Origin of the sequence: Lactococcus garvieae (assembly GCF_016027715.1) — a bacterium.
GTDB lineage: Bacteria > Bacillota > Bacilli > Lactobacillales > Streptococcaceae > Lactococcus > Lactococcus garvieae_A.
The window spans coordinates 650250-664089 of the sequence record NZ_CP065691.1; the positions used below are offsets into that span (position 1 = coordinate 650250).

Genomic DNA, 13840 nt, shown 5'->3' on the forward strand with positions numbered 1-13840 from the left:
ATTAAATATATGTTAAAAAGGGCTATATCCTTTTTAAATTTTTTTCTTTTTAAGTGCAGTATTGCTTACGAACAAGCCCGCTATTACTAATAAAAAGAAGATAATTAAGATAACAGATGTACCCAAGCTTGTGCCTTCTTTAAACCCTTGATTGTGCTGGAAGAGTGAAAGAATATTTGCTACTATCGCAGTTGCAACAGCACCGATAAATTGTTGTGAAGTATTGACTAAGGCATTCCCATCTGAGAGCTCTTTTGTTGAAAGAAGGCTAAGGCTACTTGTCATCAAGTTACTATAAGACATCCCTAAGCCTAGCATCATTACCACATGGGCAGCGAGAAGGAGGTATAAAGATTGCGTTGGAATAAAGGCGAAAAGCAGAACGAGACCTAGACTCGTTGTCAGTAGACCAAATGTAATCGGCTTTTTCGCTCCGACTCTGTCTAAAATTTTACCTGAAATCGGAGCTAAAACAGCGCCAAGGAGTGCACCAGGAAACATAAAGATACCAGCAATCGCAGAGCTATATCCAGCTGAAACTTGGATAAAGTTAGGCAAAATGAATGAAAGTCCTAAAAGTAAACCTTGATAAACAAGAAGACTAAAAAGGAGAGCCACAAACTTGCGATTACCTAATATGCCTAGGTTAATCAGTGTCTCTTTACGATTGAAGCGGACAAATAATGCAGCGCACACTGTACCAATAATAAAGAGTAGGATAAAGGTAAGGAGACGCTCCGCACTCAGGGCAGAGATGAAGACGAAAAACATTATAGAAAGAGCCAAGACTGGACGAAGTGCCAGTTTTTTTGGAAGGCTCTTTTTTTCTTCTGGAAGTGAAGAAAGTCCCAGAATAAGTGATACCACAATTAATGGAAGAAGGAATATATAAATATAACGCCAATCAAGAGCATTGGAAATGATGCCGCCATAAGTAGGACCAATCGCAGGGGCAATGGAAGTCGTTACTGTTCCCAACCCCATCATCATTCCTCTTTTTTCTAGGGGCGCTTTTGTTAAGATCAGGTGGAACATCAAGGGCAAGGCAATACCTGTACCTACACCTTGTAAAAGTCGTCCCACTAATAAAAGGAAAAAGTTAGGTGAGAAGCAATTTATTAATACCCCTAAGAAGAAGAAAATATTACCAGCTAAAAATAGCTTTCGAGAGGAGAAGCGTTGGTTAAAATAAGACGACAAAGGGATAATGATAGCAATAGCTAATAAGTATATCGTTGTTACCCACTGTATCTTTGATGTACTTAGTCCGAACTCATTGAGGAGCTGAGGAAAGGTCACATTCATGGCTGTTTCGATAAGCACGCCTGAAAATGACAGTAATCCTGCTGCAATCACAGCTCCTATAAGATTAAATTCTTTAGTTTTCTTCATGTAAGTATGTCCTCCTAATTTTAAACAAAAAGAGACGAAAATTATTATCCTAGAATAATAATTTCGCCTCTGTATAATATCAACATGTATTACATGTTATCTGTACGAAAATTTCAACTTTTATATTATAACGAGAAAGTATCAAAAAAGCAAATATAAAATTTCAAGAGAAATAATAAAATCAAAAAAGCACGTTTATGACTTCCTTTTGTTATTTAGATATTGATAATTTAAAGTTAGATTATTACTTTATTATTGATATTTTTAGGAAAAGGAGTTATTATATAGTTGTGTTTACAAACGTAAACAATAATTAACTTTTCTTTTTTGTTATTTATAAAAAAGAGAACTGTTCAATAGAATATAAAATGGAGAACTTAAAAATGATTAAATTTTACTATACTCCCTCATGTAACAGTTGCCGAAAAGCAAAAGCTTGGCTTGAAAAACACAATCTCGAATACACCGAACACAATTTATTTGCTCAACCTTTATCAGATGAAGAAATTAGTGAATTGTTAGCTAAAACTGAAAACGGTACAGAAGATCTTATTTCCACACGTTCTCAAGCTTTTAAAAATTTGAACGTGAATGTAGAAGACATGACTGTAAAAGAATGGACAAAATTCATCTCAGCACATTCAGAGCTGCTTCGTCGCCCACTTCTTGTCAAAGATCAACAACTCCAAGCGGGCTTCAACGAAGATCAGTTGCGTAGTTTCTTTTCGAGAGAATACCGTCAGATTGAATTGCAAGAAACAAAGACTGCGGTGGCTTAGTAAGCAACCCATATAAAAATGAAAGAGGAAATAACCATGACATACGTTACAAGTAAAGATGAACAAAAAGTAGAAATAGTTAATATTGCATCATTAGAAGCTCGTGTCAAAAACCGAATGGAGGAGCAAGGAAACAAGGGCGCCTTTGGTTATATGCGTGGTGGTTCTGAAGATGAATGGACAATGCGTGAAAACACAGCCTCTTTTAATACTAAAACGATTGTGCCTCGTATTTTACAAGGAATTGATTCTGCAGACTTGAGTACCTGTATTTTTGGAATAAATCTTAAAACTCCTATCATCCAAGCACCTGTAGCAGCTCAAGGTTTGGCACATGTGGCAGGAGAAGTTGATACTGCAAAAGCTATGGAAGAAGTAGGCTCTCTTTTTTCAATTTCTACATACGGCTCTACATCTGTAGAAGACGCAGCTAAGGCTGTAAATGGCGCTCCGCAATTCTTCCAACTCTATATGAGTAAAGATGATCAGTTTAATCAGTTCCTGCTTGAAAAAGCTGTTCAAGCAGGGGTGAAAGCTATAATTTTAACAGCAGATTCAACGCTGGGTGGTTATCGCGAAGAAGATGTTATCAATCATTTTCAGTTTCCACTACCTATGCCTAATTTAGCTGCCTTTTCTGAAACTGACGGAGTGGGCAAAGGTATTTTTGAAATATATGCGGCAGCAAAACAAGGTCTTGTCCTTTCAGATATCCAAAAGATTAAGAAGTGGACAAATCTTCCAGTCATCGTTAAAGGCATTCAAGACCCTACAGACGCGATGGAAGCAATTGCGGCGGGTGCCGATGGTATTTGGGTATCAAATCATGGTGGGCGTCAATTAGATGGAGGACCAGCGTCATTCACTGTGCTTCCCAATATTGCGAAAGTTGTCAATAAACGCGTACCTATTATCTTTGATAGCGGGGTCCGTCGTGGTGCTCACGTCTTCAAAGCTCTTGCCAGCGGTGCGGACTTAGTCGCAGTTGGGCGCCCTGTTCTTTATGGTTTGAATCTCGGTGGAAAAGAAGGCGTAAAATCTGTATTTGAACATCTAAATAAAGAGCTTTCTATTACAATGCAGTTAGCTGGAGCCAAAGACATTGAAGCTGTCAAAAAGACAGAGTTACTTTAATTAAAGAAATAAAAATAAGATAAAATGTTTGTTCGAAATTTCTCTTTCTCGACAAAATACCGACAGGGTATCTTTACCTTTTCCTGATTTTTAATAGTATAATAGGTATATACAAAAAGAAAAGGCTTTCTTAGGAGAGTTGTTCTCAAAGTCTAAACTTCGAGCGGATATATTTTAGAAATGAGAGGAATGAGTTATGGTAGAAACAGTTAAGGCCGCTGTAGCAGCAGTTAAAGTCCTAGAAAACTGGGGCGTGAAAGACATCTATGGACTTCCTGGTGGATCAATAAATTCTTTGATGGATGCCCTTTTGGAAGAAAAAGACCGCATACGCTTTGTCCAAGTCCGTCATGAAGAAGTCGGTGCAATGGCAGCCAGCATGCATGCTAAATTTACAGGACATATTGGTGTAGCTTTTGGCTCTGCAGGACCTGGTGGTACACACTTGATGAATGGATTGTATGATGCAAAAGAAGATCACGTTCCCTTGCTGGCAATTATTGGGCAATTTGGCACAACAGGTATGAATATGGATACTTTCCAAGAAATGAACGAAGATCCTATTTATGCTGATGTTTCTGTTTATCATCGGGTCGTTATGACAGCACAATCTTTGCCTCATATTATTGATGAAGCTATTCGTCAAGCCTATAGTAAAAAAGGTGTAGCTGTTGTACAGCTTCCCGTTGATTTAGGTTGGCAAGATATTGCAGTTGGTTCATGGTTTGACGCCAGTCAAGCATATATACAACCAGAATTTGCTGATCCCCAACAACCTGTTCTTGACAAAGCGGCAGAGCTTTTGCAAAATGCTGAACGTCCTGTTATTTTTGCAGGTATTGGTATGAGAGGTGCCAACTCTGAGTTGGTAGAATTTTCAAGAAAAATTAAAGCGCCGATTATGGTATCAGCCCTTGCTATTGACATGGTCGATGATGATTACGAAGCTTTTCTTGGCTCTCCTACCCGTGTTTCAAGAAAGCCTGCTAATGATGCAATCGCCAATGCAGATACAGTCTTGATGCTGGGAACAAATCAACCTTTTATTGATGTGACTAATATGTTTGAACATGTAAAGCATGTAATACAAGTGGATATTGATCCAGCTAAACTTGGCAAACGCCAACGCACCGAGCTTAGTATTTTAGCGGATGCTAAGAAAGTAGTTCTTGCCTTAACTCAACAAATGAATGAACGCGAAGCAACACCTTGGTGGCGCGCAAATATAAAAAATGTTCGTAACTGGAAAGACTATACAACTTCTCTAGAAACGGATAAACAAGAACCATTAAATCTTTACCAAGTTTATCATGCTATCAATAACGTAGCTAAAAATGATGCTCTCTTTTCAACTGATGTCGGTGATGTAACGATGACTTCCGTACGTCATTTACATTTAGGTAAGGGTCAGTTATGGCGTACCTCTGGCTTATTTGCCACTATGGGTGTCGGTCTTCCGGGAGCTATCTCAGCAAAACTGGACTTTCCAAATCGTCAAGTATGGTCACTCTCAGGGGATGGCGCGTTTTCTATGGTTATGCAAGACTTGGCAACTCAGGCTCAAGAAAAGTTAGCCATCATCAATGTTGTTTTTTCTAATGAGCAGTTTGGCTTTATTAAAGATGAGCAAGAAACAACTAATAAAGGCTATCTTGGAGTAGAATTTACTGGCATTGATTTTGCCAAGGTAGCAGAAGCAATGGGCGTTCGTGGATTTACGGTCAGAAAAGTGGAGGAGTTATACACTGTTTTTGCTGAAGCTACACAACTGGCTGAATCCGGCCTTCCTGTTTTGATTGATGCAAAAATAACTGGGGAGAGCCCTATCCCAGTCGAACGATTGCAACTTGACCCTAAAAAATATTCGCAAGAAACAATTGACTCTTTCAAAAAACGTTTTCACGCAGAAATATTACAACCTTTCGCTGTATTTATGGAAGAAGAAGGTTTGATTGAAGCTGGAAAAGCAACCGATTTAGGTGGATTTTAGAAAGCCTAGGAGAAAATATGGATAACTCAAAAATAAATAATCACGAAGCGACTGTTGAAAATCTAGAAGAAGCAGGGTATCGTCGCTACCAAGGCGATGAGATGGATATCTATTACAATGTCAATATCTGTGAACATGTGGGAGAGTGTGTACGTGGTAATGCTGCAGTATGGGAGGTAGGGCGTAAACCTTGGATATTACCAAATAATGGTGAAAAGTTAGATAACCAACGTATAATTAATCGTTGCCCATCTGGTGCTTTAAAATATATCAAATAGAAAACGGAGGAGTGTATGAAAACTGTTGAAGAGGAAAACAATATCGTCTTATATAATGATGAAAATGAGCGTATTGGAGAAATGACATTAATGAAGATGGGGAACAATATTGTTGTTACTCATACAGGTGTAGCTATTGAATACCGTGGTCAAGGTTTAGCGAAACTACTTATAAAAGCGGGAATAGAAAAAGCGCGTAAAGAGAATTTGAAGTTACAAGCAACCTGTCCTTATGCAGCTAACTATTTTAGAGCGCATAAAGAAGAACTACAAGATGTTTTAAAGTAAAAAGAAATAAGTCAAAACATTAGCGTTTTGGCTTTTTTCCTATTAATATAGAATTATGACACTAAAAGAGTAAAAAGGAGGTAGCAATGAAGAAATATGATTATATCGTGATTGGTTCTGGACCAGGTGGTAATGCCTTAGCCTATGCTTTAAAAGCACAGGGACATTCTGTGCTTATCGTAGAGAAAGACAAATGGGGAGGCACTTGCCCAAATTATGGCTGTGACCCAACAAAAATAATGATGGCTCTTGTGGAAACCAAGCAAAGAGCAGAAAACCTTGCTGTTGCAGGTCTACATGGTAGTTTACATATTGACTGGAAGGAAATGCTCGCGCGTAAAAATGCTTACAGTGATACGATCCCGTCCGGAACCAAGGAAGGGCTAAAAGCTGCTGAGATTGATCTCGCGTATGGAGCTGCTCGGTTTACTGAATCGGGAAAACTGATGGTTTCTGATGAAGAGTACACAGCGGATACGTATATCATAGCTACTGGTGCGCGTCCACGTGTCTTAGATATTGAGGGCCATGAACTTTTGCTGAACTCCAATCAGTTTTTAGAGTTAGAAGAATTACCAAAACATCTGATTTTTTTAGGTTCTGGTTATGTCTCTCTCGAACTCGCTCAAATTGCTAATGCTGCAGGTTCAAAGGTTACAGTCATCACACACGGAAGCTTATCCATCAAAGGCTTTGATGAGGAATTTGCAACTTCTTATATACAGCAATTGCAAAAAGAGGGAATTACTTTTATCGAGAAATTTTCTACGAAAAAAGTTGAGCAGACTACCTCTGGACTACAAATTAGTGCTGAAGACGGCCGTGAATTTACAGCAGACGCCGTGGTATCAGCGGTGGGCCGTGTGGCCAATATTGAAGACCTTAATCTTAAAGCAGTGGGCATAAAGGGTGATGAAAAAGGTATTCGTGTCAACGAATTTTTACAAACAGCAAATCCGAATATCTATGCTTTAGGTGATGTTTTATACAAAAAAACACCAAAATTAACACCAGTTTCGGGATATGAAGCTCGATATTTAGCAGATTATTTCTCTGAGAAATCTGAAACAAAATCTGCCATTAATTATCCAGCCTTAGCTACTGTTATTTTTGGTTCAAGTAAATTAGCTACGATTGGACAAACCGAAATACTTGATGCAAAAAATGAACGAAGTTTAGATATGACGGATTGGTATACTTATAAGCGTATAGCTGACCCGCTTTCAAAAATAAAAATTATTGTAAATCAAAAGGATGAGATACTGGGCGCTACCATCTTGTCAACTGTTGCGGAAGAGCTCGTAAATATCTTGAATTTTTGTATAAATCAAAAAATAAATTTAGACAAATTTCAAAATATGATCATGGCTTATCCTACGATCGCCAGTGATTTGTTCTATTTATATTGATTAAAACGGGAGAAGGGCCTATTTTAGGCTCTTTTTTTATTTTCTTAATTAATCTAACCATTTTTAGTTTCTACTTGACATATCCTTAGAGAGCGATTACAATAGTTATATGAAATGTGAGAACGTTTCCACATTCTAACATAAGGGGGAAATATTGGTTACAATCAAACAGGTTGCTTTAGAAGCTGGTGTATCCGTATCGACTGTTTCACGATATATCACTCAAAAAGGCTATGTAAGTTCGGAAGCAGAAGCAAAAATAAAAAAAGCCATTGATATTTTGAATTATTCGCCCAATATCTCAGCACAGTCGCTTAAAAATAAGAAAAGTAAACTGGTTGGTCTTTTATTACCAGATATATCAAATCCTTTCTTCCCTATGTTAGCTAAAGGAGTTGAGGAATTTCTCCGTGAAAAAGGCTATCAAGTAATTTTAGGCAATGTTAATGATGACAGCAAAATTACAAAATCCTACTTGCAATTTCTTGTTCAAAGTAATGCGGCCGGGGTTATTACTACTGTGGATTTTAAGGATGAATTTCCTGAATTTGACCTTCCAGCTGTAACAGTAGATCGTGTAAGTAAAAAAAGTGAATTTGGTGTCTTTTCGGACAACAGTCAAGGCGGTCTTTTAGCAGCCAAGGCAGTGGTTGATGCTGGAGCAGAAAAAATTGCGATAATTCGTGGTCCACTTACAACTGATAATACCAATGAGCGGTTTAATTCGAGTGTTAAATATTTGGATAAAGTATCAGTCACTTATCAAATCTTTCAAAGCAGGAGCTATGATTTTTCTGAGATTCAAGCAGAAGCTGAACAGCTTTTGAAAGAGCATAATACATTTGATACTATTATTTTACCCTCAGATATTCATGCTGTAGCTTATATTCAAGAAATTCATCGTTTGAATAAGCAGATTCCTGAAGATATTCAAGTGATTGGTTATGATGATATTTTGATGAGCCAATACATTTATCCCGCCTTATCTACCATTCATCAACCTGCTTATGAGATGGGGTATGAAGCCGCACAGTTAATCTATAAACTGGCGAATGATGAACCCATAGAGCAAAAGCAAATTAAGCTGAAAGTTTCTTATGTTGAACGTGACAGCACAAAAAAATAAAGGAGAAGGAAAATGAATAAGATTACAATTATTGGAAGTATTAATCTAGATACCACCTTGAGAGTAAGTAATATGCCTAAGCCTGGTGAAACTTTACACGCTAAAGAACATTTTACTGCTGGTGGTGGTAAAGGCGCAAACCAAGCGGTTGCTGCTAAACGTTCGGGTGCAGACACTTACTTTATTGGTGCTATTGGGAAAGATGGAGCGGGTCAAATGATGAGTGAGCTTCTCGAGTACGAAGAAATTGATACATCAGCCGTTGAAGTCTTAGAGAGCCAATCTACTGGTCAAGCCTTCATTACAGTTGATGATTCTGGTGAAAACAGTATTATGATTTTTTCAGGAGCAAATAATGCTTTTACACCAGAACATGTAGAAAAATCCCAAGATATTATCAAAAAAAGTGATTTCTTGATTGCACAATTTGAAAGTTCATTGGATAGTACTGTCGCTGCATTCAAAGTTGCCAAGAAAAACCAAGTAAGAACGATTCTGAATCCAGCACCCGCTCGAACAGATATTCCCCAAGATTTATTGGCAACTACCGACATCATCGTGCCTAACGAGACAGAAGCAGAGCTTATTACAGGTATTAAAGTGACGGATAATGAGAGTCTTAAAGCAGCAGCCGATTATTTCCATAATATTGGTATCAAAGCCGTAATTATTACTCTTGGCAGTAAGGGCGCTTATTATGATATCGATGGTGGAAAATCTGGCATTGTTCCCGCATTTAAGGTCAATGCAGTGGATACAACTGCTGCGGGTGATACTTTCATTGGTGCTATGAGTACAGTTTTAAAAGCGGACTTCAGCAATATCATAGAAGCAATTACTTATGGTAGTAGAGCCTCCTCTATAACTGTACAAAGATATGGTGCTCAACCATCAATTCCCTATAAAAACGAATTAGTTTAGGAGTCATCTCAATGAAAAAAACAAAAGTTATAAATTCTGATATTTCACGTGTGATTGCCCAAATGGGTCATTTTGATAAACTGAGTATCGGTGATGCAGGTATGCCTGTACCTAAGGGAACAGAAAAAATAGATTTAGCTGTTGACAATGGGATTCCGAGCTTTATGGATGTTTTGAATAATGTTCTTGAAGAATTAGAAGTTCAAAAAGTTTATCTTGCTGAAGAAATCAAAGAGAATAATCCAGTTATTTTGGATCAAATCAAAGATCGTTTACCTGACACGCCTATTGAATTTATCCCTCATGCTGAGATGAAATCAGAGTTGAATAATTGCCATGCTTTTATTCGTACAGGTGAAATGACACCCTATGCAAATATTTTATTAGAAAGTAATGTTGTATTTTAAAGACAACTAGGAGAAAATAAAAAATATGAACACAACCGCACTATTAATCGGCCTTGGCCCACTTCTTGGTTGGGGACTTTACCCCACTATCGTTTCTAAAATTGGTGGGAAACCTGTCAATCAAATCTTAGGTTCAACTTTAGGTACCTTAATTTTTGCAATTGTATTTTCAATGTCTCAAGGCATTCATTTTGCTTCAGGTATGAACTTATTTCTCGGTATTTTATCAGGTATCGGTTGGGCTGCTGGACAAATCGTTACTTTTTACTGTTTCAGCCTCATCGGTTCTTCAAAAGTAATGCCAATTACGACAGCATTTCAACTGTTGGCTGCTTCATTATGGGGCGTTATTGCACTTGGCAACTGGCCGGGCGTAAGCGCTAAAATTTTAGGTGGCTTTTCTCTCATCCTTATTATTTTTGGGGCCAGCTTGACAGTTTGGTCTGAGAAAAAAACACCAGCCAGCACGGATCTCTTAAGAAAAGTTGTTATTTTCTTAGCAATCGGTACAATTGGTTACTGGGGTTACTCTGCAGCACCACAAGCAAGTAGTCTTTCAGGGCAAGAAGCTTTTCTGCCTCAAGCTATCGGTATGCTTTTGACAGCTCTTATCTATAGCATAGTCGTTTCTTTCAAAGAGAAGTCTAAAATGGCCATCTTCGAAAGTGTTTCATACAAGCACATTCTCTCCGGTTTCTTCTTTGCTTTTGCAGCGTTGACTTATCTTATCTCAGCGCAACCGGATATGAATGGTTTAGCTACTGGTTTCATTCTTTCACAAACGTCAGTTGTCTTGGCTACATTGACAGGTATTTGGTTCTTGAATCAAAGAAAAACTAAAAAAGAAATGCTTTTAACACTCCTGGGTCTGCTTTTAATCATTATTGCAGCGACGATTACTGTTACTATTTAATATAAAAATGCAGCTGAAAAAACAGTTGCCTTTTTATTATTTTAAACCCTAAAACGCTTAAATAACCTTTTCTAAATATGATATACTTAATATAAAAGAAAGGAGCATAGTATGCGAAAAAATAAGGATATTGTAGTATATGGGGAGGCACTAGTTTTAGTCTGAACCATGTAGCCTCCCAATAAGTTTAAACTACTTTTGGAGGAACAAAAAATTGAACACAACTTACAACTTAAAAGAACTCGGTTTTAAAGAAAAATTTAAAACACAAGCTGAAGAATATCCTACTTTGTATCCTGGACGAATTACTGAGCAAACAAGAGAATTATACAAGGTGGCGACAGATTATGGTGAAATAACTGCGGAAGTATCAGGAAAATTTCGCTATGAAGCTTTAGATTTGGCAGGATTTCCTACCGTGGGCGACTTTGTCATGCTCGACAGAGTGACAAATGATATAGGAATAGCACAAATTCAGTATTGTTTAAATCGTCAATCTAAGCTTATCCGAAAAGCCGCAGGTACGGCTCATGAGCGACAAATTATCGCTTCCAACATTGATAAAGTGCTTATTTGTATGTCACTCAATGAAGATTTTAACTTACGTAGAGCAGAGCGTTATCTCTCATTAGTCTGGGAATCTGGAGCGATTCCGGTTTTTGTATTAACCAAGACAGATATTGCCCAAGATTTAGATAAAAAACTCAAAGACTTACAAGAAATAAGTTTTGGAGTTGATATTTTCTTGACAAGTTCGCTTAATGAAGCAGACTATCGTTTCCTTTTAGATTATATTAAAGAAGGAGAAACGATTGTTCTTATTGGGTCATCTGGTGTAGGCAAGTCAACATTGGTCAATTGTTTGCTGGGAGAAAACGTACTCCAAACCAATGGCTTACGTAATGATGGTAAAGGTAAGCATACGACGACTCAGCGCAAACTATTTAAAATTCCTTCTGGAGGAATGATTATTGATACACCAGGTATCAGAGAAGTGGGCCTTGATACAGCAAACTTTACGGAAACTTTTTCTGATATTGAGCGCTTAGCAACTTTTTGTAAATTTTCAGATTGTGCTCATGAAAAAGAACCTGGTTGTGCAGTTCGTGAAGCAATAGAAGAAGGAAGGCTTTCCGAAAATCGCTTTTTAAATTATCAAAAATTAATGAAAGAAGTCGGTTATGAAGGTATGAATAGCAAAGAGATTGAGCGCAGTAAACTGGATGCCATGTTTAAGGAAATTGGCGGGATGAAACATGCTCGTAAAGCTTTAAAACAAAAAAACAAGCATATATACTAAGTTTAATAGATGCAGGTCGTAAAGACTTGTGTCTTTTTTAAAACGATAAACTTAATAATTATAGTTGCAAATGCAACTATTTTTGTTTATACTTGATTATGTAGACATTAATGATGAATAGAAAGGAGACAATAATCCAAAATAATATTTTAAGAGATATAGGAACCATTGCTCGCGCATTGGATTCTATCAGTAATATTGAGTTTAAAGATATTGAACTGGCTAAAGGACAATATCTTTATTTAAGTCGTATTTTTGAAAATCCAGGCATCAATCAAAAACAAATATCGGAACTATTGTGTGTTGACAAAAGTACAGCAAGCCGAGCAATCAATCAACTCGTTGAAAAAAAATTAATTCAAAAAGTTGAGGATGTAAATAATAAAAAAAATAAATTACTTTACGTCACCCCTTATGGTGAAGAGGTCTATCCCGTAATTTTTAGAGAACTCCAATATTCTACTCAAATAGCCTTACAAGGACTAGATGAATTAGAAATTGCTCAGATAAATATTTTGCTTTCTAAAGTAAGTCAGAATATCAAAGAGAATTGGATTGAAGTGAAGAAAGGAGAGAAACGTATATATTAAGGAAAGAAATAAATAATAATAAACTCAAGATCATCCCAATCACTCGCAAAGAAGTGACGGCTTTACAAGGACTTAGTATCGAAACTTTTACAGAGACTTTTGGCGAACAAAATCCTAAAGCTGATCTAAACTTATATTTGAAAACAGCATTCAGCATACACAAGTTAAGACAGGAATTAGATAACCCTAATAACAAATTTTATTTTGTTTTTTATGAAGAATTTCTTGTGGGCTATATAAAGTTGAAGGAAACAAAAATACATAGGAATTTAGTGCATTATAATACGCTTGAAGTAGAACGCATCTATGTAAAAAAAGAATTCCAAGGGTGTGGTATAGGCAAATATTTATTAGAATATGCCTGTAATAAAGGGCGACAACTTCACAAAGATTATGTTTATCTCAGTGTCTGGGAAAAAAACGAAAAGGCATTGGGATTTTACAAGAGACAAGAATTTATTGAATCAGGTAAACGTGTTTTTAATTTAGGAACTTTACCGCAAAATGATTTAATAATGATGAAAAAAATAGGAAAATAAATTATGGAAACCGTAACTGTAGATAAAAATTTGGGGGAACTTTTCCCAGATACTAAAATATATACTTTGACATTAAATAATATTGATAATCATTCAAACAATAAAGCTATCTATCAGGAAATGCTTGATTCTGCAATAAAATCTTCAGAAAAATTTTTGACAGAGGAAGACTTCAAAGATAATTTTATAATATCGGAATGGCGAGAGATATTTACTCAGTTTAAAAAGAAAAAAGGAGCCCGTTCTTCGATTGAAGCCCTTTTAAAAAGAGTTGCACAAGGGAAAAAGCTGGAGCCTATTAATCCATTAGTTGACATTTATAATAGCATCTCATTAGAATATGGAGTGCCTTGTGGAGGGGAAGATTTAGACAAAATTGTTGGTGATCTCCACTTAGGTTTTGCTCAGGGTGGAGAAGAATTCTATCCTTTAGGTGCAAACGATAATGAACCTGCTCTTCCTCAAGAACTTATATATTATGATAAAGACGGGGCCATTTGTCGCTCATTAAATTGGCGTGAAGCGCAGCGAACAATGCTCACCGAAGATACTAAGAACGCCATCTTAGTCATAGAAGCGATCACTCCTGAACAACAAGAGCGTTCACTTTTAGCAATTAAAGCTTTACAAAAAAAGGTAAAGGATATTATGAATATTGAAGGTACGATGAGTACAGTAAGTCCGGCATAAGTGTTCTTATGTCGAGTAGCTATGCGATGCCTCTGGTAATAAAATTTATTAAAAAGACATGACTCCCATTGAATAGTGGAGTCA

General features: G+C 36.9%; 15 protein-coding genes. 14 read left to right on the forward strand and 1 reads right to left on the reverse strand.

Going from position 1 to position 13840, the window contains the following annotated elements; translation table 11 throughout:
• Positions 1-33: 33 nt before the first annotated feature.
• Positions 34-1392 carry an MFS transporter gene (locus I6G50_RS03335; protein ID WP_197909161.1) on the reverse strand — a complete coding sequence of 453 codons (1359 nt, stop codon included), beginning with the start codon at positions 1390-1392 and terminating at the stop codon, positions 34-36.
• Positions 1393-1775: 383 nt separating this feature from the next.
• Between I6G50_RS03335 and spx the strand changes: the two genes are divergently transcribed.
• From spx to I6G50_RS03405, 14 genes are all read left to right on the forward strand, one after another.
• Complete coding sequence (gene spx, locus I6G50_RS03340) at positions 1776-2171, forward strand: transcriptional regulator Spx (RefSeq protein ID WP_197909162.1); 396 nt, start codon at positions 1776-1778, stop codon at positions 2169-2171.
• Between the two features lie 36 nt (positions 2172-2207).
• The gene (locus tag I6G50_RS03345; protein WP_197909163.1) at positions 2208-3305 is read left to right on the forward strand and encodes a lactate oxidase; all 1098 of its coding nucleotides are present in this window, start codon (positions 2208-2210) and stop codon (positions 3303-3305) included.
• Between the two features lie 196 nt (positions 3306-3501).
• On the forward strand, positions 3502-5295 hold the full coding sequence (gene spxB, locus I6G50_RS03350) for a pyruvate oxidase (RefSeq protein ID WP_197909164.1): 1794 nt from the start codon (positions 3502-3504) through the stop codon (positions 5293-5295).
• Between the two features lie 17 nt (positions 5296-5312).
• Positions 5313-5573 (forward strand): (4Fe-4S)-binding protein, encoded by a 261-nt coding sequence (locus I6G50_RS03355; protein WP_081167898.1) that lies wholly within the window; start codon positions 5313-5315, stop codon positions 5571-5573.
• A gap of 15 nt (positions 5574-5588) precedes the next feature.
• Positions 5589-5861: a GNAT family N-acetyltransferase gene (locus tag I6G50_RS03360; RefSeq protein WP_081167901.1), complete on the forward strand. Its 273-nt coding sequence runs from the start codon at positions 5589-5591 to the stop codon at positions 5859-5861.
• An 86-nt stretch (positions 5862-5947) separates the two neighbouring features.
• Positions 5948-7270: a dihydrolipoyl dehydrogenase family protein gene (locus I6G50_RS03365; protein ID WP_197909165.1), complete on the forward strand. Its 1323-nt coding sequence runs from the start codon at positions 5948-5950 to the stop codon at positions 7268-7270.
• A 154-nt stretch (positions 7271-7424) separates the two neighbouring features.
• Positions 7425-8396 carry a LacI family DNA-binding transcriptional regulator gene (locus I6G50_RS03370; protein ID WP_197909166.1) on the forward strand — a complete coding sequence of 324 codons (972 nt, stop codon included), beginning with the start codon at positions 7425-7427 and terminating at the stop codon, positions 8394-8396.
• A gap of 12 nt (positions 8397-8408) precedes the next feature.
• Complete coding sequence (gene rbsK / locus I6G50_RS03375) at positions 8409-9317, forward strand: ribokinase (protein ID WP_081167910.1); 909 nt, start codon at positions 8409-8411, stop codon at positions 9315-9317.
• 11 nt (positions 9318-9328) lie between these two features.
• Positions 9329-9724, forward strand: coding sequence for a D-ribose pyranase (gene rbsD / locus I6G50_RS03380; protein ID WP_003134612.1), 396 nt, complete (start codon positions 9329-9331; stop codon positions 9722-9724).
• 25 nt (positions 9725-9749) lie between these two features.
• The gene (gene rbsU / locus I6G50_RS03385; protein WP_003134611.1) at positions 9750-10637 is read left to right on the forward strand and encodes a ribose/proton symporter RbsU; all 888 of its coding nucleotides are present in this window, start codon (positions 9750-9752) and stop codon (positions 10635-10637) included.
• A 214-nt stretch (positions 10638-10851) separates the two neighbouring features.
• Positions 10852-11937, forward strand: a complete 1086-nt coding sequence (rsgA, locus tag I6G50_RS03390) for a ribosome small subunit-dependent GTPase A (RefSeq protein WP_197909167.1) — start codon at positions 10852-10854, stop codon at positions 11935-11937.
• A gap of 110 nt (positions 11938-12047) precedes the next feature.
• A complete protein-coding gene (locus I6G50_RS03395; RefSeq protein WP_197909168.1) occupies positions 12048-12527 on the forward strand; it encodes a MarR family winged helix-turn-helix transcriptional regulator in 480 nt (159 codons plus the stop codon).
• Between the two features lie 53 nt (positions 12528-12580).
• Positions 12581-13066 (forward strand): GNAT family N-acetyltransferase, encoded by a 486-nt coding sequence (locus I6G50_RS03400; protein ID WP_197909169.1) that lies wholly within the window; start codon positions 12581-12583, stop codon positions 13064-13066.
• A gap of 3 nt (positions 13067-13069) precedes the next feature.
• The gene (locus tag I6G50_RS03405) at positions 13070-13756 is read left to right on the forward strand and encodes a B3/4 domain-containing protein (protein ID WP_197909170.1); all 687 of its coding nucleotides are present in this window, start codon (positions 13070-13072) and stop codon (positions 13754-13756) included.
• Positions 13757-13840: the final 84 nt, after the last annotated feature.